Source organism: Rhizobium sp. 01T417, from assembly GCF_056398905.1.
Map to the genome: position 1 here is coordinate 37,120 of NZ_JBFTQH010000005.1, position 20,108 is coordinate 57,227.

The 20,108-nt window shown below is 59.9% G+C and carries 19 protein-coding genes and 1 pseudogene; 8 read left to right on the forward strand and 12 right to left on the reverse strand.

Features of this window, described 5'->3' with window-relative positions:
* Nucleotides 1-144: 144 nt before the first annotated feature.
* Nucleotides 145-462: pseudogene (locus AC1DPR_RS07255) on the reverse strand (class GN sortase); the annotation flags it as partial.
* Nucleotides 459-833, reverse strand: a complete 375-nt coding sequence (locus AC1DPR_RS07260; RefSeq protein ID WP_113471212.1) for a hypothetical protein — start codon at nt 831-833, stop codon at nt 459-461. The pseudogene AC1DPR_RS07255 and the gene AC1DPR_RS07260, both read right to left, overlap by 4 nt.
* Before the next feature lie 20 nt (nt 834-853).
* Here AC1DPR_RS07260 and AC1DPR_RS07265 point away from each other — a divergent pair, with 20 nt between their 5' ends.
* Nucleotides 854-1,084: a hypothetical protein gene (locus tag AC1DPR_RS07265; protein WP_162763449.1), complete on the forward strand. Its 231-nt coding sequence runs from the start codon at nt 854-856 to the stop codon at nt 1,082-1,084.
* Between the two features lie 126 nt (nt 1,085-1,210).
* On the forward strand, nt 1,211-2,413 hold the full coding sequence (locus tag AC1DPR_RS07270) for a pyridoxal phosphate-dependent aminotransferase (protein ID WP_025661730.1): 1,203 nt from the start codon (nt 1,211-1,213) through the stop codon (nt 2,411-2,413).
* Nucleotides 2,414-2,586: 173 nt separating this feature from the next.
* Here AC1DPR_RS07270 and AC1DPR_RS07275 read toward each other — a convergent pair whose 3' ends face one another.
* On the reverse strand, nt 2,587-3,681 hold the full coding sequence (locus tag AC1DPR_RS07275; RefSeq protein WP_477816038.1) for a calcium:cation antiporter: 1,095 nt from the start codon (nt 3,679-3,681) through the stop codon (nt 2,587-2,589).
* A gap of 230 nt (nt 3,682-3,911) precedes the next feature.
* On the opposite strand from AC1DPR_RS07275, the gene AC1DPR_RS07280 reads away from it, so the two are divergent.
* Nucleotides 3,912-4,193, forward strand: coding sequence for a DUF2188 domain-containing protein (locus AC1DPR_RS07280; protein ID WP_007534149.1), 282 nt, complete (start codon nt 3,912-3,914; stop codon nt 4,191-4,193).
* A gap of 27 nt (nt 4,194-4,220) precedes the next feature.
* Here the strand turns inward: AC1DPR_RS07280 and AC1DPR_RS07285 are convergent, their stop codons facing one another.
* The gene (locus tag AC1DPR_RS07285; protein WP_113471211.1) at nt 4,221-5,132 is read right to left on the reverse strand and encodes a LysR family transcriptional regulator; all 912 of its coding nucleotides are present in this window, start codon (nt 5,130-5,132) and stop codon (nt 4,221-4,223) included.
* 93 nt (nt 5,133-5,225) lie between these two features.
* Here AC1DPR_RS07285 and AC1DPR_RS07290 point away from each other — a divergent pair, with 93 nt between their 5' ends.
* Nucleotides 5,226-6,236, forward strand: coding sequence for an NAD-dependent epimerase/dehydratase family protein (locus AC1DPR_RS07290; protein ID WP_062372892.1), 1,011 nt, complete (start codon nt 5,226-5,228; stop codon nt 6,234-6,236).
* Between the two features lie 40 nt (nt 6,237-6,276).
* Here the strand turns inward: AC1DPR_RS07290 and AC1DPR_RS07295 are convergent, their stop codons facing one another.
* From AC1DPR_RS07295 to trxB, 5 genes are all read right to left on the reverse strand, one after another.
* Entirely contained in the window at nt 6,277-7,080 is an 804-nt protein-coding gene (locus AC1DPR_RS07295) for an aminoglycoside phosphotransferase family protein (RefSeq protein WP_169683857.1), read from the reverse strand.
* Between the two features lie 72 nt (nt 7,081-7,152).
* A complete protein-coding gene (locus tag AC1DPR_RS07300) occupies nt 7,153-8,277 on the reverse strand; it encodes an alkene reductase (RefSeq protein ID WP_018857201.1) in 1,125 nt (374 codons plus the stop codon).
* 97 nt (nt 8,278-8,374) lie between these two features.
* Nucleotides 8,375-8,668: an ArsR/SmtB family transcription factor gene (locus AC1DPR_RS07305; RefSeq protein ID WP_018857200.1), complete on the reverse strand. Its 294-nt coding sequence runs from the start codon at nt 8,666-8,668 to the stop codon at nt 8,375-8,377.
* Between the two features lie 541 nt (nt 8,669-9,209).
* Complete coding sequence (locus AC1DPR_RS07310) at nt 9,210-10,106, reverse strand: LysR family transcriptional regulator VtlR (protein WP_018857199.1); 897 nt, start codon at nt 10,104-10,106, stop codon at nt 9,210-9,212.
* Between the two features lie 23 nt (nt 10,107-10,129).
* Nucleotides 10,130-11,104 (reverse strand): thioredoxin-disulfide reductase, encoded by a 975-nt coding sequence (trxB, locus tag AC1DPR_RS07315; RefSeq protein WP_018857198.1) that lies wholly within the window; start codon nt 11,102-11,104, stop codon nt 10,130-10,132.
* A gap of 234 nt (nt 11,105-11,338) precedes the next feature.
* On the opposite strand from trxB, the gene AC1DPR_RS07320 reads away from it, so the two are divergent.
* From AC1DPR_RS07320 to AC1DPR_RS07330, 3 genes are all read left to right on the forward strand, one after another.
* The gene (locus AC1DPR_RS07320; RefSeq protein WP_018857197.1) at nt 11,339-11,806 is read left to right on the forward strand and encodes an Lrp/AsnC family transcriptional regulator; all 468 of its coding nucleotides are present in this window, start codon (nt 11,339-11,341) and stop codon (nt 11,804-11,806) included.
* A gap of 102 nt (nt 11,807-11,908) precedes the next feature.
* Nucleotides 11,909-12,718 carry a glycosyltransferase family 2 protein gene (locus tag AC1DPR_RS07325; RefSeq protein ID WP_018857196.1) on the forward strand — a complete coding sequence of 270 codons (810 nt, stop codon included), beginning with the start codon at nt 11,909-11,911 and terminating at the stop codon, nt 12,716-12,718.
* 17 nt (nt 12,719-12,735) lie between these two features.
* A complete protein-coding gene (locus AC1DPR_RS07330; protein ID WP_018857195.1) occupies nt 12,736-13,761 on the forward strand; it encodes a glycosyltransferase in 1,026 nt (341 codons plus the stop codon).
* Between the two features lie 9 nt (nt 13,762-13,770).
* Here AC1DPR_RS07330 and AC1DPR_RS07335 read toward each other — a convergent pair whose 3' ends face one another.
* Both AC1DPR_RS07335 and greA read right to left on the reverse strand, forming a co-directional pair.
* Entirely contained in the window at nt 13,771-14,820 is a 1,050-nt protein-coding gene (locus AC1DPR_RS07335) for a glycosyltransferase (RefSeq protein ID WP_162763450.1), read from the reverse strand.
* A 31-nt stretch (nt 14,821-14,851) separates the two neighbouring features.
* Complete coding sequence (gene greA / locus AC1DPR_RS07340; RefSeq protein WP_018857193.1) at nt 14,852-15,328, reverse strand: transcription elongation factor GreA; 477 nt, start codon at nt 15,326-15,328, stop codon at nt 14,852-14,854.
* A 771-nt stretch (nt 15,329-16,099) separates the two neighbouring features.
* Here greA and AC1DPR_RS07345 point away from each other — a divergent pair.
* Nucleotides 16,100-16,549 carry a hypothetical protein gene (locus AC1DPR_RS07345; RefSeq protein ID WP_477816039.1) on the forward strand — a complete coding sequence of 150 codons (450 nt, stop codon included), beginning with the start codon at nt 16,100-16,102 and terminating at the stop codon, nt 16,547-16,549.
* Between the two features lie 57 nt (nt 16,550-16,606).
* Here the strand turns inward: AC1DPR_RS07345 and carB are convergent, their stop codons facing one another.
* Nucleotides 16,607-20,092 (reverse strand): carbamoyl-phosphate synthase large subunit, encoded by a 3,486-nt coding sequence (gene carB, locus AC1DPR_RS07350; RefSeq protein ID WP_018857191.1) that lies wholly within the window; start codon nt 20,090-20,092, stop codon nt 16,607-16,609.
* Between the last annotated feature and the right edge of the window lie 16 nt (nt 20,093-20,108).

A 20,108-nucleotide genomic window follows, 5' to 3' on the forward strand; every position in this document is an offset into this window, starting at 1 on the left:
CTGGTCAACGTGGAGCGTCGTCCACCGGCTTCAACCTCATTCGCGTGGGATAACGGCTTTGTGTTTGCCGATGGCGAGGCGACGATCGGTCGCGGGTAGACGAGTGGGGACCTCTGCTTCGGTGGCGAGATCCGCCCACGGTCAAGGCCTGGTGTCTTCGCTACGAAGTTCGGCGGCAAAGGAGTGCTGCGAGAGAATTTGCGACAGTTCGGCCTTGGCCTTGATATAGAGCCCGCCGGCGATCAGCACCGTTCCGTAAAGCGCAAGAGCGGCGATGCTAACGACAATTGCCTTCTCGATGACGGAGAGACGGGGCAGGCGCATACGGTTTTCCTGCGCTGTATTCGCGTCGTAAGCGGTTGCCGCCGCCGTCGCCATGGCGAGCTCGATATAGGTCGGAAGCGGGCCGAATTCGTCCGCCTCGTGGTTTCGAACTCTGGGTCCCGAATTCACGGGCGTCATTGGCTGGCTCCGGCAAAGACGCCGTGTAGTCGCCGGCGCCAGATGGCCAGCCCGCATGTCGCGACCAGTGCGGCTAGAAGCATAAGGCTGCCGCGGGTGATCCGTTCGTCAGCGCCTGTCGCCCTTTGCGGCAGCTTTACCGACACGGAGTTCTGTGCGCCAAGCCCCACTGCCTTTACCGTTGGCGCGGCTGCCATTTGCGATGTGGCTGACTGTGCGGACACCTGCTGGCTTTCTTCGGCGTAGACCGTCGTTACCAGCCCGAAGGTCATAAGGATCGACGCAGCGAAAGCCACAACTGCAACCAGTAGTGAGATGGATACGCGACGGGCGCGAAGGCGCCTGATGACAAACTCGTCTTCCAGAAACATGGGTATGCCCTCAATAACCAATGCCGGATGCAACAAAATGGGGCTTCGATCTCGGCGTGCTCGCGACCGAATTGCGGCAGGCCGCGGCATTTGTTGCGACCAATTCGTGGCAAGGGCCAAAAGTGCCGAGGATTTTGATTTCCGGGCGTAAATCGCAACTCTCTTCAGAAACTGATTCAAGCACTTCGCAAAATGATTCAGCCAGCCAAACGCGCGAGCTCGCGAATCAGGACGCTGGGTCAGGCGATTGATCACGAAGAATCATTGGCACCATCACGCCTTTGCGCTTGAAATGCCTGCCTACATTGGACATAGAGCTTAGCGCAGAATTCCGGTCCCGGCTTTTCTGCCCAAATCAACCGTATAGGACCGATATCATGGCCTTTCTTGCCGATGCTCTTTCCCGTGTGAAGCCTTCAGCCACCATCGCCGTTTCCCAGAAAGCGCGCGAGCTGAAAGCAAAAGGACGCGATGTGATCGGCCTCGGCGCCGGCGAGCCGGATTTCGATACGCCTGATAATATCAAGAAGGCTGCCATCGACGCGATCAACCGCGGCGAGACGAAGTACACGCCGGTCTCCGGTATCCCTGAACTCCGCAAGGCGATCGCCGCGAAGTTCAAGCGCGAGAACGGCCTGGAATATTCGTGGGAGCAGACGATCGTCGGCACCGGCGGCAAGCAGATCCTTTTCAACGCCTTCATGGCGACGCTGAACCCGGGTGATGAAGTCGTCATCCCGGCGCCGTACTGGGTATCCTATCCGGAAATGGTCTCGCTGTGCGGCGGTACGCCCGTCATCGTTTCGGCGACGCAGGAAAACAACTTCAAGCTCCAGGCCGCCGACCTCGACAAGGCGATCACGCCGAAGACGAAGTGGTTCATCTTCAACTCGCCGTCCAACCCGTCGGGTGCTGCCTATACGCATGACGAACTGAAGGCCCTGACGGACGTGCTGCTGAAGCATCCGCATGTCTGGGTGCTGACGGACGACATGTACGAGCACCTGACCTATGGCGACTTCAAGTTCGTCACGCCTGTCGAAGTCGAGCCGAAGCTCTACGACCGCACGCTGACCATGAACGGTGTTTCGAAGGCTTACGCGATGACCGGCTGGCGTATCGGCTACGCAGCAGGCCCGATCCAGCTGATCAAGGCCATGGATATGATTCAGGGCCAGCAGACCTCAGGTGCGACCTCGATCGCCCAGTGGGCTGCCGTCGAAGCGCTGAACGGTACGCAGGATTTCATTCCCGCGAACAAGAAGATCTTCGAAGGCCGCCGCGACCTCGTCGTGTCGATGCTGAACCAGGCAAAGGGCATCACGTGCCCGTCGCCGGAAGGCGCCTTCTACGTCTATCCGTCCTGCGCCGGCCTGATCGGCAAGACCGCGCCGTCGGGCAAGGTGATCGAGACCGACGAAGACTTCGTTTCTGAACTGTTGGAGAGCGAAGGCGTTGCCGTCGTTCATGGCTCGGCATTCGGCCTCGGCCCGAACTTCCGCATCTCCTACGCGACGTCGGAAGCGTTGCTCGAGGAAGCCTGCAAGCGCATCCAGCGCTTCTGCGGCGCCTGCAAATAGTCAGAACTATCTCGAAACAAAAGCCCGCCGGAGACGGCGGCGCCGGAGACGGCGGGCTTATACATTGCGAGGCCGGTGCATCGGTTATGATGCACCGGCCTCGCAATGTATAAGCAACGGTGTTAGGCGTCAATCACCGTTGCTTTTTGTTTGCAGGATTGGAGTTGGCGGTGTCAGAGATCCAGCGCCGACAGCATCAGGAACGTTACAAAAAGGATGAAGTGCGTCATGCCTTCGATGGCGTTGGTCTCACCGTCGTTGAGGTTGATGGCCGCCGCAATCAGCGTAATCGCCACCATCACGGTCTGCACCGGCGTCATCGCCATGATGAACGGTTGGCCGGTGTAAAGGGCAATGGCCTCCATGACCGGAACCGTGAGGATGACGGTCGATAGCGACGCGCCCATGGCGATGTTCACGGTCGCTTGCATGCGGTTTCGCAGCGCCGCGCGAAGGGCCGTCAAGATCTCGGGCGACGCCGAGATCGCTGCGACAACGATGGCGGTCAGGACAACGGGAGCGCCAGAAATCCGCAGGCCTTCCGTCATGAAGGTCGACATGAATTCCGCGAGCAGGCCGATGATGACGACCCCAACCAGGATGGTGGTGATCGACGCGGTCGTGGAGTCTTCGATCGAGTGCTCATCCGGATCGCCTTTCCGCTCGCTGCGAGGATAGGCGTAGCTGAAGAAGTAACTGTGCTGACCGACCTGCATGCGCAGGAAGAGTGCGTAGAGGGCGATCATCGCCAGGATGGTGAAGGCGGAGTAGTAGTGCCACTTTTCCGCCGGCACGAATTCCGGAACGATCATCGAGATACCCATGGCGGTCAGGATCATCACGCCGTAGGTCTTGCCCGAGTTGTCGTTGTACGGCTGCTCGCCGTGCTTCAAGCCGCCGAGCAGCGCGGCGAGGCCGAGTATGCCGTTGATGTCGAGCATCAGGGCTGAATAGATCGTGTCGCGCACGAGCGTCGGAGAGCTTTCGCCGGTCATCATGATCGCGAGGATGATCACTTCCACTGCAACTGCCGACAGCGTCAGGATCATCGTGCCGTAAGGGTCGCCGACCTTGATCGCGAGAATCTCCGCATGGTGGGCGACACGGATTGAGGCAAGGACGATGGTGGCGACGAGCCCGGCAGCGGCGATCAGCGATATCTCACGCCCCATTTCAAGAAATGCATGTTCCGACACATAGGCGATAGCCGCGACGCCTATCGCCAACACCAGGAACGTTTCGTCTTTCAGCCGCGACGCGATTTTCACGGAAAGCTCCGAGTTCGATTCATCCGACAAGTCTAAAACGATGATTTTGCATGGCAAGCTAGTGAGCGGAGGGAGTAAGTTTGCAGTCTTGAGAATTTAATGGAATACTAACGCATCGGTCAGCCGGAAGCATATCGCGGCGCCCTCTCGTTTCCTCCAACGCGGCCCGCGCACTGGATGCCATCCGGTCAGTATTCGAGCGCGAAACAAGAAGAAGAGGAGTGAGAGGCATGGTCAAGGTGGTCTACGAGGTCGTTCCTCACGACGGAGGCTGGGCCTACCGGTTGGGCGGTGTCTACTCCGAAGCATTCCCGACACACTCCGAAGCGCTTGAGGCAGCCCGTATCGTTGCAGCTGAACAGCAGGTTGGCGGTGATTCCGCCGAGATCAGCTGGCAGGATGACAAAGGTAAATGGCATGAGGAGTATGCCGAAGGCGGAGACCGGCCGGAGACTGAGGTTGTCGACGGCACCTGGAAAAGCCATTCCAGCGAAGCCTCGCCGCGCGCATGAGCACAGGGGTCATCATCCATGTGATGATCAACCCCGGCGTTTATGCGCAGTTCCCTTGGTGTAATTCAACAGGCCGTCTACCAGCGCGTCGAACGTGACGCGGTAGCGGCGTGCCGTTTTGATCCCTTCGTGCATGACGACCCACGTGTCGAGGGGTATCCGGAAAAGTTCGGGCAGAACCGGCAACAGATCTGGGTCCTGCGCGGCGATGCCCATCTGGCAGATTCCAATCCCCAGACCCGCACGAATGGCCGAGATTTGCGCGAGCGGGTTGTCGCTCTTGAACGCAAAGACGAGATTGTCTGGCAATGGAAAGCGCGCCATCATGGTCCTGATATAGGCTGTCTGCCGGTCGAAGCCGACGAGGCGATGTCGTGCGAGGTCGGCCATCCCCAGTGGTGCGCCGTGTTGCGCCAGGTAGCGCCGGTGGGCGTGAAAGCCGAGCGGTATCTCTCCGATGCGGCGGCCGATAAGTTGATCCTGGGTCGGCTCTGCCATCCGGACGGCAATATCCGCCTCCCGATTGAGAAGGTCCTCGATCGCGTCGGACGCCGAAAGCTCGATGTTGAGATCGGGATGGGCAGCCATCAGCGGTGCAAGGATGGGAGGCAGTACCTCGACGCCGATGACCTCGCTGGCGCTTATCCGGACGGTGCCGGCAACCTGCTCTCGATGTCCCGAGGCAGTTCGCAGCAGGGCGGCGGATGTCGCTGCGAGCGTTTGGGCATAGGGTTTCAGTTCAAGGGCTGCATCGGTTGGCAAGAGACCGTTCGGCGAGCGGACGAAGAGTTGCGAGCCGATTGAATTCTCGAGCGCATCGATGTGCCGTCCGACGGTCGGCTGCGTCAGGCCGAGGTCACGTGCCGCCGCAGAAAGCGACCCGTGTTCCAGCACAGCCAATAGCGTCCGGTAGAAATGCCAGTCCGGTTCTCTCTTCATGCATTTATGTATATCTGCGACACGAGATTCGTCAATTTCGTTTATCCGAAAATGCCCGCATGATTGGCTCAGTTCAAATTGACGGAGATCATCATGACTGGGCAGAACGGACAGGTTGCTCTGGTACTGGGTGCAACAGGCGGGATCGGAGGGGAGGTCGCTCGGAAGCTCGCCGCGTGCGGTTGGCATGTGAGGGCGCTGAACCGCGATGCAGCGAAGGCTCGCGCGAAAGCGCCCGACTTCGAGTGGGTCCAAGGCGACGCGATGAACGCCGAGGATCTCGTGACCGGGGCGCGCGGCGTCAGCCTTATCATTCATGCTGTCAATCCGCCGGGCTACCGCGATTGGGAAAAGCTCGTTCTCCCGATGCTCGACAACACCATCGCCGCTGCACATTCGGTTGGTGCGCGCATCGTTCTGCCGGGCACGGTCTATAATTTCGGACCGGATGCCTTTCCGGTTCTTCGGGAGGATAGTCCACAGCAGCCCGTGACGATGAAGGGAGCGATCCGCGCCGAAATGGAACGGCGACTGGAGATTGCCTCGCGCAGTGGCGCGCGCGTCATCATCGTTCGGGCCGGCGACTACTTCGGGCCGGGGGCTGCCAACAGCTGGTTTTCGCAAGGCATGGTCACGCCGGGAAAGTCGGTCGAGGCCGTCAAGAACCCGGCCCGGCCGGGTGTCGGACACCAGTGGGCGTACCTGCCCGATGTTGCTGAGACGATGATCCGTCTGGTCGAGCGTGGTGATCGCCTTCCGCCCTTCGCCGTGTATCACATGGATGGCTTCTGGGATGCCGATGGCAGCCAGATGGCCGCTGCAATCAAGCGGGTTGTCGGCAGTAGGATAAAGACGCGGGCCTTCCCGTGGTGGATCGTGCCTCTGGCCGCCCCGTTCGTCACCTTCATGCGCGAGTTGAAGGAAATGCGGTACCTTTGGCGCGAGCCGCTGCGGATGTCGAACGAACGGTTGGTTGCCGAACTCGGCAGCGAGCCTCATACCCCGATCGACGACGCTGTTCGTAGCTCCCTGGTCGCACTCGGGTGTCTGGCGGCTGAGCCGAACGAACTCGAGGCTCGCGCGTCCGCGCAGGCGGTGTATTAGTGTTGTTTTTGCCTGCCTCGGCGAGGCTCCTACGGCGTGCCTATCCCTGCTGTAGTTCGGCAAGCGCAATGCGCGCGACTGCGAGGGGGCTTTGGGCCAGTTCCGTCGATCCGCCGCCCAGAAACCAGGCCGCCGACAAGCCGGAATAGGCGACTATCCATTGCAGCAGCCGTTTCGGCTCTAGGCCAGTTTCGGTCGCGACGATCCGGAGTTGCCTCTGCAGACGGCCCGGGGAAGTGACTGTCGGAAGATCTGGGTTGGCGAAGATGTTGGCGTAGTCGAAGCCACGCTCGCCGATGAGGCCTTTGGGGTCGATTGCCAGCCAGCAGTCCTCGCCGAAATCGAGGATGTTGCTGTGGTGAATGTCGCCGTGCAGGACCACGGGATCGCTGATATTTCCAAGCAGTATTCCAGCGATGTGGTTGCACTCGGCCAGAATGCCGTCATGGGCACGTGCTGCCGGCTCCAGGTCACGAAACCAGCGGGCCAGTGGAATGAGGTCCGGCAAAGGCTGTTCGCGTGGGGCGTGAAGTTCTGCGACGGTGCGGCACATGATGCGGGTCGCCGTATCGTCCGCGCCGTCCATTGCCATTCCCAACAGCGAGCGATGGCCCATTGCACGCTCGAGCAGAACTGCCTCGTTGTCGTGGGCGTAGACTTTCGCTGCCCCGATGCCACCCCACCATTGCATCAAAGCGCCGCCAGCCTGCTCGGCCTCGTCATTGGAGATTTTCAACATGGCGGGTTTGCCGTCCCGGAGAACGGGCAGGAGGTGGCTGGAATGAGTGATGATCGGTTCGCCGTCGACGGTCAGTCGCCAGCGCTTGATGTACGACTCGAACATGGCGCCATGTTAGCTAGGCGCTAGAAGAAGAAAATCCCGCCGAATGGCGGGATTCCGTTGGCACTTGATGGTTCAGGCGGCCTTTTCGATCACGGGATAGTCGATGTAACCCTTTGGTCCGCCGCCGTAGAAGGTGGCCTGCACGGGCGTATTCAGTGGCAGGTTCTTTTCCAGACGTCCCACGAGATCCGGATTGGCGATGAATGGCTTTCCGAAAGCGACGAGATCGGCGCGGCCGCTCTCGACGGCATCAATCGCCAGGTCCCGGTCGTAGCCGTTGTTGACCATCCACTTCGCCTTGCCGCCAGCCTTTTCATAGGCCTGGCGCAGAGCCTTATAGTCGAAGGCGGCGTTGGTGCCCTGCTTGAAGTCGCGGTCGCCGCCGGTCTGGCCTTCGATGACGTGAATATAGGCAAGATCATATTTCGCCAGGCCTTCGATGACATGGGTGAAGAGCGCTTGCGGGTTGGAGTCGTAGCTCTCGCCCGAAGGCGTGACAGGCGAAATGCGAATGGCTGTACGGCCTGCGCCGATTTCCTTGGTCACGGCGTCTACCACTTCGAAAGTGAAGCGGGCGCGGTTTTCGATCGAGCCACCATACTGATCGGTGCGGTCGTTGACGCCGTCGCGCAGGAACTGGTCGAGCAGGTAGCCATTTGCACCGTGAATTTCCACACCGTCAAAGCCAGCGTCGATCGCGGCGCGCGCAGCTTTGCGGTAATCCTCGATGATGCCCGGGATTTCCGAGGTTTGAAGGGCGCGCGGCTCGGAGGTATCGGCAAAGGCGCCAGTGCCATCGTCATTGACGAGGTACGTCTTGGCCTTGGCGATGCGGTTCGTCGAAGAGACGGGCTTGCCGCCGTTCGGCTGCAGCGTCGTATGCGAGATACGGCCGACATGCCACATCTGCACGACGATCTTGCCTCCTGCTGCGTGGACGGCATCCGTCACTCGCTTCCAGCCGTCGAGCGCTTCCTTCTTGTAAAGCCCGGGAACGTCCGCGTAACCCTGACCCTGATGTGTGATGGCCGTTGCCTCGGTGATGATGAGGCCGGCCGTCGCACGCTGGCGGTAGTATTCGACGTTCAGGTCGTTCGGAACGGCACCCGGCGAGCGGTTGCGCGTCAGCGGCGCCATCACGATATGGTTCTTGATGGCAATGTCGCCAACCTTTGTCGGTTCGAAAAGCTTGCTCATGAGAGTCCTTTCTTGGTGCGGGAGGATCACTCGGCCGAGGCCGAAGATGGGGGAGGAGGTTACGATGCGAGCCCAATTAGGGCCGCAGCCGCATACGCTACAGATCCTTCGAAAGTTGCTTGAGGAAAGCCGCGATGGTCTCCTCATTGCGCTTGTAGAAGATCCACTGGCCAACGCGTCTCGTCGTCACAAGCCCTGCTCTGTTCAGGGTCGCGAGATGCGCTGATACGGTCGACTGAGACAGGCCGCAGCGCTCAAACTGGCTGGCGCAGACGCCCATCTCAAACGGATGTTCCTGTGTGGAGAAATGCTCCTCAGGTTTCTTCAGCCAGTTCAGAATTTCCATCCGGGTCGGATGGGCGATCGCCTTCAGGATCTCGTCTTTTTCCATCGTCGTTCTTCGAATTATAAATCGTCCGTAGACGATATATGGATCGGCAACACTCGATATGCAAGACACGACGGCGTGATTTGCTGCTCTTTCGGATCTGGCTAAATTCTGGGCAAAAAAAGAGGGCCGCCGAAAAATCGGGGCCCTTTAAAGGTGTGAAGGTCAATAAACCTCCAGAGGGGAACAGCTAACGCGGTGGCACTGGGAGAGAAGCCACGAAATGCATCAGCTGAGTGGGATATGCTGCTTCAAGAGGCAGATTGCAATGCATGTTTGCGCATGCCTGCTATGCGCTGCACAATTTTCTGCTGCAATGCGAAAAAATCGGGCAAAAAAAGAGGGCCGCCGAAAGATCGGGGCCCTTATAGGTGTGAAGGTCAAAACCTCCAGAGGGGAACAGCTAATGCGGTGGAACTGGGAGGAAAAGCCACCGTGTGCATCAGCTGTGTGCGATATGGTGCTTTAATGAGCAAACGGCAACCCCAGTTTATGCATGCCAGACATGCGCATATTGCACAGCTTGTATTTCTAGGGTGAGCAACTAGAAGTTCCAGTTGCGTGCCTTGCTGACGATGAAGTCGCGGAAAGCCTTCAGCTTGGCGGCATTTTTCATTTCGTCAGGATAGCAGAAGTACGTATCAAACGACGGAACGTCAGCGTTAATCGGCAGCTGGATGAGGCCAGGATCTCGTCCGACGATGTAGTCGGGCATACAGGCAACGCCCATGCCGAGCAGGCATGCGCGCTTGATCGAGGTCTGGCTGTTGATCTGCAGATGCGGGATGCGCTTGTTGTCGGACGAGCGTCCAGCGACCTCAAGCCAGTTGACATCGAGCAGGTAGCTCGGCGCGGGCTCGCCAAAGGTAATGATACGATGGTTGTCGAGGTCCTCGACCGTCTGCGGCTCGCCATGGCGGTTGATGTAGGAGGGGGCCGCATAGACGTGCATGTGAACGGTGAACAGCTTGCGCTGGATCAAGTCGGATTGCACCGGCTGGCGCAGGCGGATGGCGCAATCCGCGTAGCGCATGTTCACATCCACTTCCTCGTTGTCGAGGATCAACTGGATCTGGACATCCGGGTAGAGCTGCATGAACTCCTGGATCTTGTCGGTCAGCCAACCCTGGCCAAGGCCGACCGTCGTCGTTACGCGCAGCTTTCCGGTCGGCGTTTCCGTCGTCTCGGTTAGCTGCATCTTCACGGTTTCGAGCTTCAGGAGCACGTCGTGGGCGGTGCGATAAAGCAGTTCGCCCTGTTCCGTCAGAATCAGACCGCGCGCATGGCGGTGAAAGAGCTTTGTGCCGACATCCTGCTCGAGTGCGCTGACCTGACGGCTGATCGCGGACTGGGACAGATGCAGTTTATCCGCCGCATGCGTGAACGAACCCGCTTCGGCAGCTGCGTGAAAGATACGCAGCTTGTCCCAATCCAATGGCATTCCCCCACCCCTCATAGCCGGTCCTACTCTGCGGCCACGGCGACGGGCATATGGCCCGTCAGATATCGTTCGGCTTCGAGAGCTGCCATGCATCCCAAGCCGGCGGCGGTGATCGCCTGGCGGAACGTGTCGTCGGTCACGTCACCAGCGGCATAAACGCCTTCGAGGCTGGTCGCCGTCGAATCCGGTGCGGTCCAGAGATAGCCATTATCCTTCAGCTTCAGCTTGCCCTTGAAGAGCTCGGTTGCCGGGGCGTGTCCAATAGCAACAAAGACGCCGTCGACCGCAACCTCGGTGATCGCACCCGTGCGCGTGTCGCGCAGGCGAGCGCCCGTAACGGACGGCGGCATCGGCGGCTTGGCCGGCGTGCCGGTGATTTCAGCGACCTCGGTGTTCCAGAGGACCTTGATGTTCTCCTTCGAGAACAGCCGTTCCTCGAGGATTTTCTCCGAACGGAAGCTGTCGCGGCGGTGAACGACCGTCACCGACTTCGCGATGTTGGAGAGGTATAGCGCTTCCTCCACGGCACTGTTGCCGCCGCCGACGACGATGACGTCCTTGTTTCGGTAGAAGAAACCGTCGCAGGTCGCGCAGGCCGAGACGCCGAAGCCCTGGAAATGCTGCTCGCTCTCGATGCCCAGCCACTTTGCCTTGGCGCCGGTCGCGATGATCAGGGTATCGGCGGTCCAGACTTGGCCGCTGTCGGTGCGGGCCACGAACGGGCGCTGGTTCATCTCGACTTCGGTGACGATGTCGTTGACGATTTCGGCGCCGACATGCTTTGCCTGCTGCAGCATCTGATCCATCAGCCAAGGTCCCTGGATGGGATCGGCAAAGCCCGGATAATTCTCCACATCCGTGGTGATCATCAGCTGTCCGCCTTGCTCCATGCCGGCGATCAGCACTGGCTTCAGCATTGCACGGGCTGCATAGACGGCAGCCGTGTAGCCGGCAGGGCCGGAGCCGATAATGAGCACCTTGGTGTGGCGGGCGGACATGGGTATTTCCTTTCGACTGTCGGGAGAGCGGCGGCTAAGAGGCGAATGAGGCCGTTTCGCGATCCATTCGCCATTTATGAACGTCCAGTGCTTTTATTCAAGGGCAGCCCTGCGTTACCAACAAGGCTTTCTCGGCGCGCTGTGCAACAATCCATCGCCGTGTTGAAACTTTCTTGCGAATTCCGTCGCTTTATATAGAAGCTGGCGACCAGGAATTAAAGGAAGGGCAGGATTGTGCTTCGCGCCGAACTCGATGCCATCGATATAAAGATACTGCGTGAGCTGCAGGCAGACGGACGTATGACCAATGTCGAGCTCGCCGACCGCGTCGGGATTTCGGCGCCCCCGTGCCTGCGTCGCGTGCGGAAGCTCGAAGAGACTGGCGTCATCGAAGGCTATCACGCGATGTTGAACAGCCCGAAGCTCGGCTTCGACCTTGTCGCCTTCTGCATGGTCGGCCTCAAGCATCAGTCGGAAGCCAACCTCAAGGCTTTTGCCGCCGCCACTACGCAGTGGCCTCTCGTGCGGCAGGCCTGGATGGTTTCCGGGGATAGCGATTTCCTTCTGCACTGTGTTGCAGAGAACCTGACGCGCTTCCAGGATTTCGTTATCGAGGTACTGACGGCGAATGAGCATGTGGATACCGTGCGGACGATGCTGACGATCCGACAGGTCAAGCGGGTGGGCCTGGTCGAAGTCTGAGCGGCCAAGAGAAGCAGCATTGCTCTATGAATGAAACGGCTTATGCCGTAGTGAAGGCGCTTTGCTAGCTCTGCCGCGGAAAAAGACACGAAGATCATTCCAATGACCAAATTGCCCATTTCCGCGTTCATCATTTGCTTGAACGAAGAAGCGTATCTCGGCAATTGCATCGAGAGCCTGGATAAGTGCGCGGAGATTGTGGTCGTTGACTCCGGTTCGACGGACGGGACGATTGCTCTGCTGGAGTCCTATATCGAGAATGGCTGGCCGATCCGGGTGTTTCACGAGAATTGGCGCGGTTACGCAGGGCAGAAGCAATTCGCACTCGATCAGTGTACGCAGCCTTGGCGCTTGAATATCGATTCCGATGAACGGCTCGATGCACCCCTGCGGAAGCTTTTGCCGGAGCTCATTGCCGCTTCCGAGGATATTGTCGGGTGGCGGCTGGCGCGTCGCCCCTATCTGGTCGGTTACGGCTACACCCCTGTGCATGTGCACGAGCGCAGGAACCTGCGGCTGATCCGCAAGGGCAGGGGCGCATATGATCTCACGCAAGCTGTTCATGAAGGCATAGTGCCGACGGGGCGTGTCGAGGACGCAAAGTCCGGCAGCCTTCTTCATTACCGGCCACTGATCATCGATGATCAGATCCTCAAGGAAAACAAGTATTCGACCCTGAAGGCCGATCAGCACTTCGCCTTAGGCGAGGGGACGACCTTCCTCAGACTGATTTTCAGCCCGGTGCTCTATTTCTGGCGCCTTTATTTTCATAACGGTCTATGGCGTTGCGGGCCGTCGGGCTTCATAGAAGCTATGACAGGTGCTGTGTACGCCTTTCTGACGCAGGCGAAGCTGTATCAGCGTAAGGCAGCCGAGCGGCATCCGAATTTTGATGATGCGGGAAGGCACTAAGGTCCAAAGGTTCAATCATGAAAGTGATGCATTATCATTTCGGCAAGGATGGCGGTGCTGAGCGTTTCTTTGTTCATCTGGTCAACGCCCTGGCACGCCGGGGCGTCGAGCAAACCGCGGTCATCCGTCCGAACCGGCTATGGCGGAAGGACATCGAGCAGTCGTCGCGCATCATCGAAAGCAAGTTTCGAAATCTCTCACCCGACAGGATCCTATTGCCTTTGCGGGTCAAACACATGGCGCGTATGGAGAAGCCCGATGCGCTGTTTTCTTGGGCGACCCGTGGCAGCCGACTGATGCCGAACTATAAGGGATGTATCAAGCTCTCCCGTCTTGGGGATTACCCGACAAACCTCAGCTACTTTAAAAACTCCGACATTCTCGTTTGCAATACGCCTGGTATCGGCGAGCATGTGCGTAATAAGCTGGGCTGGACACGCGGCGTCGAGGTGATCTCGAACTTCACGAATACTGAACAAGTGGCGCCCGTCGATCGCGCGTCGCTGAACACGCCGGTTGATGCGCCCGTCGTGATGTCGATGGGCCGTTTCGTACCACGCAAGGAATTTGCCTTGCTGACGGCGGCGGTGGCGAAGCTGCCTGATGTCTATTTGTGGCTTGCGGGCGAAGGCGAAGAATTGGAGAACGTCAAGAAGGTCGCAGCGGACCTTGGCGTTATGGACCGCGTACGTTTTCTCGGTTGGCAGAAGGATACGCGGCCGTTCGTCGCCGCTGCCGATATTTTCGTGATGCCGTCAAAGCACGAGCCGCTTGGCAATGTCATTCTAGAGGCCTGGGCGCAGGGCAAGCCTGTTGTCTCCAGCCGCTCCGAGGGACCCTCGTGGTTCATGCGTGACTGTGACAATGGGCTACTGGTTGACATCGGCGATGCCGATGGTTTCTCGCACGCCATCGAACGGCTGATCAACGATCCGGTACTGGCCGCGAAGGTTGCTGCGGGGGGGCGGGAGACGCTGATGAAGCAGTTCTCCGAAGACGCAGTTGCCAACGCCTATCTCGAGCTTTTCAAGCGCAAGCCTTGATGTCGTCGCTTAAAGCGACCGATAAATGGCGCCAAGCTTCCGTGCTTCGCCTTCGATACTGAAGGTATTCATCGCATGAGTTCGGGAGCGGGCCGATGCCTGCTGTCGGCGGCTTTCGTCATCCATGAAGAGACTGGACGCTTGAACCATTGTACCGAGATCGTCGCGCGGGACGATGAGGCCGGTTTCGTTGGCGCCCGTTACCAGCAGTTCAGGAAACGCACCGACGTCGGTAGCGACCACGGGGACCGCCGTTGCCATCGCTTCGAGCGGTGTCAGACCAAAGCCTTCCCAGCGCTGTGGAGCAATGAAGAGGTCGAGCGTCCGATACCAGTCATTGATATTGGTGTGCTCGCCGACGAATAGAATGCGATCGGCCAGGCCTGCGGCTGCAGCGCGCGCCTTCAGCTCCTTCTCGAACTCGACGTGCTGGGATGTTGCACGTCCGGCAATAACGGCGATCCAGTCCGGTCGGGTCGGCAGCAGGCGGATCATGCTGTCGACAAAAAGATCCGTGCCCTTCTGGTGACGAACGCGACCGAAACAGCCGGCGATCCTCTTCGTGGCGTCAAGACCAAGCAGCTGTTTGGCTGTCGCCTTGTCTTCCGCCGGAGAGAAGCGGGCCGTGTCTATTCCGTGCAGAACAACGGTGTTCGGCACTTCCAGATAGTTTGCCGTCTTGCCGCTGGTCGCGATCACGGCGTCCATTCTGGAGATCAGCCATTTCGTCCAGCCGGTGTGGCGGCGCTGAGAGGCCGACGTGAAGACAATCTTCAGGGGCATGCGCAGGACATCGCGCATGAGAATGGCCGGCAGCATCTCGATGTTGCGGCGGGCGTGCCATATGCGGAAGGGCCGACAGCGCGGCGCGCGCCAAAGCTTCGGCAGGTCGCGAAAGCGAATGTGCGGCAGAGATGCTGGAAGGCCCGGGCCGAGGGTCGCAATCTTCTCGCCGAGTACGCGCTGGACCGGGATCAGCTGAATGATGGTGGAGGTGACGCCGGAGAGCCGTTTTTTGAAGTTCGGCGCAATAATCTCGACGTCACTAACATTGACGATAGCCGGTTGGCCGCGACCTTCCACGGATCAATCAGCCCCAGGAAATGGAAAGGACTTCGTAGGCCTTGGAGCCGCCGGGTGCGTTGACTTCGATCGAGTCGCCGACTTCCTTGCCGATCAGCGCGCGAGCGATCGGCGACGAGATGGAGATCCGGCCGGCCTTAACATCGGCTTCCTGATCGCCGACGATCTGATAGGTCTTTTCTTCTTCGGTGTCCTCGTCGACGAGCTTCACCTTCGCGCCGAACTTGATCTTGTCACCGGACATCTTCGACAGGTCGATGACCTCCGCGCGTGCGGTCAGGTCTTCAAGCTCGCTGATGCGGCCTTCGTTGTGGCTCTGCGCTTCCTTGGCCGCATGGTATTCGGCGTTTTCCGAGAGGTCACCATGGGCACGGGCTTCGGCGATTGCCTCGATGATGCGGGGGCGCTCCTCCTGCTGACGCCAGCGCAGTTCTTCCTGCAGCTTGACGAAACCACCCTGCGTCATCGGTACCTTATCAACCATTTTTCTGTCCTTCACTCCCCGTGTCCGCTTAGCCGCAGACACAAAAGAAAACAGGTCCCGAAGGGGAACTTCGGAACCGTGTAACAATCCTAACTGTTGTGGTTATAGCAGATCGCCACCGCTGATTTCCATAAAATTCGTATCGCTACCCGGAGGCGCTCCGTTACGACCGCAAACCTGAGCAATATTGACTTTGAGGTGGACGGTTCGCTGAGAACGCCTCTGAAGGACTGACTGGCAATTCTCTCGATGGCGCAAAAAATGATGCATATTTCGCCGTTCCCTCGGGATCGCAAAGCGTGATTCGACCGTTGGTACAGGCTCCAATGGGCTGAGGCGTCTTTGTTGGCTCTATCGCCGTCAGGAAGAACGCCGGCCGAGATACTGCCCGCATCGGCGCTGCATTGGCGTCTTTGGGTTGAATCTGTAAGCTGTACGATCGTCTTGGGCGTAGGGCTTGTTGGCRCAGGAGGGGAAGATGGGCGACAACTACATCATCAGTGCCAGAAAGCGAACGGGTGATGCATTGATCGCGGAACCCGGGCCGATCAAGTTCCTGAAGGTGCCTGATGTGCTCGACAGCTACGATGCGCGCCAGGCAGTATCCAGTGCGAAGGATTGGGTCGCCGAGGTGCAGGGGCTCGCGGATGGCGACGAGAATCCGAATTCGATCGGTCCGCGGGGCGATGTGCTTATTTTTGTGCATGGCTACAACAATGACATTCCGACCGTTCTAAAGCGCATCAGGCAGTTGCGTTCATTGGCGGCGATGTGTCCACGGATAGCCTGTCGCTTGCGAGCGACTGGAATCAGCCGATGTTCCGCCGGATCATGCGGCTCACCAACTACTCCAATCCTTTCGATTCCGTCCTTGCCGTATCCAACGCGAAGAGGCTCGGCGTTGCGCCGCGTGTCGGTCGCGTTGGGCTGCCGGCGTTGGTCAACGCTAAAGCGGTCGACGTCAATTGCGGTGAGTATTTCAATACGGTCGATCCAGCTTCGCAGCCCCAGATTGGTTCATGGACCCACTCATGGCATATCGGCAATCGGGTTTTCGCCCGCGACCTTGCGATGACTCTGGAAGGCGCTATCGATCGTCACGCCATTCCGACGCGGCGTGAAGAAGGCGGAAAGCTGATTTTGCAGGATCGGCGGCGACCGGCCTTTCAGAATGCCTGGAACGTCAAGGCGGACGCGCAGGATGCAAGGGCGCGAATCTAACGGCTCCGACGCCTCGAGAGCGGACCGGCGCGGATGGCGCGCCGGTCCAATTCTTTATTAGAAGTAGCTTTGCAGCGGACGAACTTCGAGGTTGCCAGCCCGCAGCGCCTTGATCGCCTGGGCGGCCGCCTCGGCGCCGGCCATCGTGGTGTAGTAGGGGACCTTCTGCATCAGCGTTGCGCGGCGCAGCGACTTGGAGTCGGAGATCGCCTTGTTGCCGTCCGTCGTATTGATCACGAGCTGGACCTGGCGGTTGCGGATCGCATCTTCGATGTGTGGGCGACCTTCCAGGACCTTGTTGATCTTCGTAGCCGCGATGCCGTTCTCAGCCAGGAAGCGCTGCGTGCCCCCGGTTGCCAGAACCTTGAAGCCTTCGCCGACGAGAACGCGGATGGCCGGCAGCACGCGCGGCTTGTCCTCGTCGCGGACCGATACGAAGACCGTTCCGTCACGCGGCAGTTCAACGCCGGCGCCGAGCTGCGACTTCGCAAACGCCAGCGCGAAATCGGTGTCGAGGCCGATGACTTCGCCGGTCGAGCGCATTTCCGGGCCGAGCAGCGTGTCGACGCCGGGGAAGCGGGCAAACGGGAAGACGGCTTCCTTGACGGCGATATGCTTGAGGTTGCGCGGATCCGGCTTCTGGCCGTAGGTCGAGAACAGCGCGTCGAGCTTCTCGCCGGCCATGGCGCGGGCGGCGATCTTGGCGATTGGGGCGCCGATGGTCTTGGCGACGAAGGGAACGGTACGTGAGGCGCGCGGGTTCACTTCCAGCACGTAGACGGTGCCGTCCTTGATGGCGAACTGTACGTTCATCAGACCAACGACGTTCAGCGCCTTGGCCATCGACTTTGCCTGACGCTCGAGCTCGTCGATCATCTCGTTCGAAAGGGTGCGCGGCGGCAGTGAGCAGGCGCTATCGCCCGAATGGATGCCAGCTTCCTCGATGTGTTCCATGATGCCGGCGATGAAGGCGTCGTTGCCGTCGGAGAGGCAGTCGACGTCGACTTCGATGGCGTTCGAGAGATAGCTGTCAAACAGCAGCGGGTTCTTACCGAGCAGGGTGTTGATCTGGCCGGTCTTGTCGTTCGGGTAGCGCTGCTTGATGTCTTCGGGCACCAGTTCCGGCACGGTGTCGAGCAGGTAGGTCTGCAGCTGGCCTTCCGAATGCAGGATCTGCATGGCGCGGCCGCCGAGAACGTAGGACGGGCGCACGACCAGCGGGAAGCCGATCTCGGTGGCGACCAGGCGAGCCTGTTCGACCGAGTAGGCGATGCCGTTGTTCGGCTGGGTCAGGTCGAGCTTGATCAGGAGCTTCTGGAAGCGGTCGCGGTCTTCGGCAAGGTCGATCATGTCGGGCGCAGTGCCGAGGATCGGGATGCCGTTCTTCTCAAGCGCTTCCGCAAGCTTCAGCGGGGTCTGGCCGCCGAACTGGACGATGACGCCGACGACTTCGCCCTTTTCCTGCTCCGCGCGGAGGATCTCGATCACGTCTTCAGCCGTGAGCGGCTCGAAATAGAGGCGATCCGACGTATCGTAGTCGGTCGAGACCGTTTCCGGGTTGCAGTTGATCATGATAGCTTCGTAGCCGGCGTCACGCAGCGCGAAGGCGGCATGGCAGCAGCAGTAGTCAAACTCGATGCCCTGGCCGATACGGTTCGGACCACCGCCGAGGATGACGACCTTCTTGGCGGCCGAGACTTCGGCTTCAGAGCGCAGTTCACCGACAAAAGGCCTTTCGTAGGTCGAGTACATGTAGGCGGTCGGCGAGGCGAACTCGGCAGCGCAGGTATCGATGCGCTTGAAGACCGGGCGGACGTTCAGGCTGTTGCGCAGCTCGGCGACTTCCTTCGGGCGCTTGCCCGTCAGCGTGGCGAGGCGGGCGTCGGAGAAGCCCATTGCCTTCAGCGTGCGCAGGTTCGTGGCGTCTGTCGGCAGGCCATGCTCGCGGATGCGGGCTTCCATATCGACGATCGCCTTGAACTGGGCGATGAACCACGGGTCGATCTTGCAGCCCTCGTGAACCTCTTCGGGGCTCATGCCCTGGCGAAGCGCCTGGGCCACCATGCGCAGGCGATCCGGCGTCGGTGTGCCGATCGCGGCGCGGATGGCGTTCTGGCTGGATTCGCCTTCTTCAACACCGGGGATTTCGATTTCATCGAGGCCGGTCAGGCCGGTTTCGAGGCCGCGCAGCGCCTTCTGCAACGATTCGGCGAAGGTGCGGCCGATCGCCATGACTTCACCGACCGACTTCATGGCGGTGGTGAGAACCGGCGAGGCGCCCGGGAACTTCTCGAAGGCGAAACGCGGGATCTTGGTGACGACGTAGTCGATCGACGGTTCGAAGGAGGCGGGCGTCGCGCCGCCGGTGATGTCGTTGTCGAGCTCGTCGAGCGTGTAGCCGATGGCGAGCTTGGCGGCGACCTTGGCAATCGGGAAGCCGGTGGCCTTCGAGGCAAGCGCCGACGAACGCGAGACGCGCGGGTTCATTTCGATGACGACGAGGCGGCCGTCCTTCGGGTTGACGGCGAACTGGACGTTCGAGCCGCCGGTTTCCACGCCAATCTCGCGCAGGACCGCGATCGAGGCGTTGCGCATCATCTGGTATTCCTTGTCGGTCAGCGTCAAAGCCGGCGCGACGGTGATCGAGTCGCCCGTGTGGACGCCCATCGGGTCGATGTTTTCGATCGAGCAGATGATGATGCAGTTGTCCGCCTTGTCGCGGACGACTTCCATTTCGTATTCCTTCCAGCCGAGAACCGATTCCTCGATCAGAACTTCGGTCGTCGGGGAGGCATCGAGGCCACCGCCGATGATTTCGAAGAACTCCGAGCGGTTGTAGGCAATGCCGCCGCCGGTGCCGCCCATAGTGAAGGAGGGGCGGATGATGGCGGGCAGGCCGACGACGTCGATCGCCTGGGCGGCAATCGCCATGGCGTGGCTGATGTAGCGCTGCTTGCGGTCGGTCTCGCCGAGGTTCCACTGGTTTTCCAGTTCGTCGAGCGCCTTGTCGAGTTCGGCGCCGGAGAGGCTTTCCTTCAGCTTGTTGCGCTCGGCTTCATGCGTCTTGCGGTCGGCATCCTTGATGTCGGTGGCGTTGGCGAGCATCGAGCGCGGGGTTTCGAGGCCGATCTTTTCCATCGCCTCGCGGAACAGGGCGCGGTCTTCGGCCTTGTCGATAGCGGCGGGCTTGGCGCCGATCATTTCGACATTGTAGCGGTCCAGGACGCCCATTCTCTTCAGGGAAAGCGCGGTGTTGAGCGCGGTCTGGCCGCCCATGGTCGGCAGCAGCGCGTCGGGGCGCTCCTTGGCGATGATCTTGGCGACGACTTCGGGGGTGATCGGCTCGACGTAGGTGGCGTCGGCGAGGCCCGGGTCGGTCATGATCGTTGCCGGGTTGGAGTTGACGAGGATGACGCGGTAGCCTTCCTCCTTCAGCGCCTTGCAGGCCTGGGTGCCGGAGTAGTCGAATTCGCAAGCCTGGCCAATGACGATCGGTCCTGCGCCGATGATGAGGATCGATTTGATATCTTGGCGCTTCGGCATGGGCGTTTTCCGTTTC

What these genes read in the sequence shown, in the direction of transcription:
- AC1DPR_RS07260 (WP_113471212.1), bottom strand. Translation starts at nt 833, where the DNA reads ATGTTTCTGGAAGACGAGTTTGTCATCAGGCGCCTTCGCGCCCGTCGC.
- AC1DPR_RS07265 (WP_162763449.1), top strand. Translation starts at nt 854, where the DNA reads ATGCCGGATGCAACAAAATGGGGCTTCGATCTCGGCGTGCTCGCGACC.
- AC1DPR_RS07270 (WP_025661730.1), top strand. Translation starts at nt 1,211, where the DNA reads ATGGCCTTTCTTGCCGATGCTCTTTCCCGTGTGAAGCCTTCAGCCACC.
- AC1DPR_RS07280 (WP_007534149.1), top strand. Translation starts at nt 3,912, where the DNA reads ATGGTCAAGGTGGTCTACGAGGTCGTTCCTCACGACGGAGGCTGGGCC.
- AC1DPR_RS07285 (WP_113471211.1), bottom strand. Translation starts at nt 5,132, where the DNA reads ATGAAGAGAGAACCGGACTGGCATTTCTACCGGACGCTATTGGCTGTG.
- AC1DPR_RS07290 (WP_062372892.1), top strand. Translation starts at nt 5,226, where the DNA reads ATGACTGGGCAGAACGGACAGGTTGCTCTGGTACTGGGTGCAACAGGC.
- AC1DPR_RS07295 (WP_169683857.1), bottom strand. Translation starts at nt 7,080, where the DNA reads ATGTTCGAGTCGTACATCAAGCGCTGGCGACTGACCGTCGACGGCGAA.
- AC1DPR_RS07300 (WP_018857201.1), bottom strand. Translation starts at nt 8,277, where the DNA reads ATGAGCAAGCTTTTCGAACCGACAAAGGTTGGCGACATTGCCATCAAG.
- AC1DPR_RS07305 (WP_018857200.1), bottom strand. Translation starts at nt 8,668, where the DNA reads ATGGAAAAAGACGAGATCCTGAAGGCGATCGCCCATCCGACCCGGATG.
- AC1DPR_RS07310 (WP_018857199.1), bottom strand. Translation starts at nt 10,106, where the DNA reads ATGCCATTGGATTGGGACAAGCTGCGTATCTTTCACGCAGCTGCCGAA.
- trxB (WP_018857198.1), bottom strand. Translation starts at nt 11,104, where the DNA reads ATGTCCGCCCGCCACACCAAGGTGCTCATTATCGGCTCCGGCCCTGCC.
- AC1DPR_RS07325 (WP_018857196.1), top strand. Translation starts at nt 11,909, where the DNA reads ATGACCAAATTGCCCATTTCCGCGTTCATCATTTGCTTGAACGAAGAA.
- AC1DPR_RS07330 (WP_018857195.1), top strand. Translation starts at nt 12,736, where the DNA reads ATGAAAGTGATGCATTATCATTTCGGCAAGGATGGCGGTGCTGAGCGT.
- greA (WP_018857193.1), bottom strand. Translation starts at nt 15,328, where the DNA reads ATGGTTGATAAGGTACCGATGACGCAGGGTGGTTTCGTCAAGCTGCAG.
- carB (WP_018857191.1), bottom strand. Translation starts at nt 20,092, where the DNA reads ATGCCGAAGCGCCAAGATATCAAATCGATCCTCATCATCGGCGCAGGA.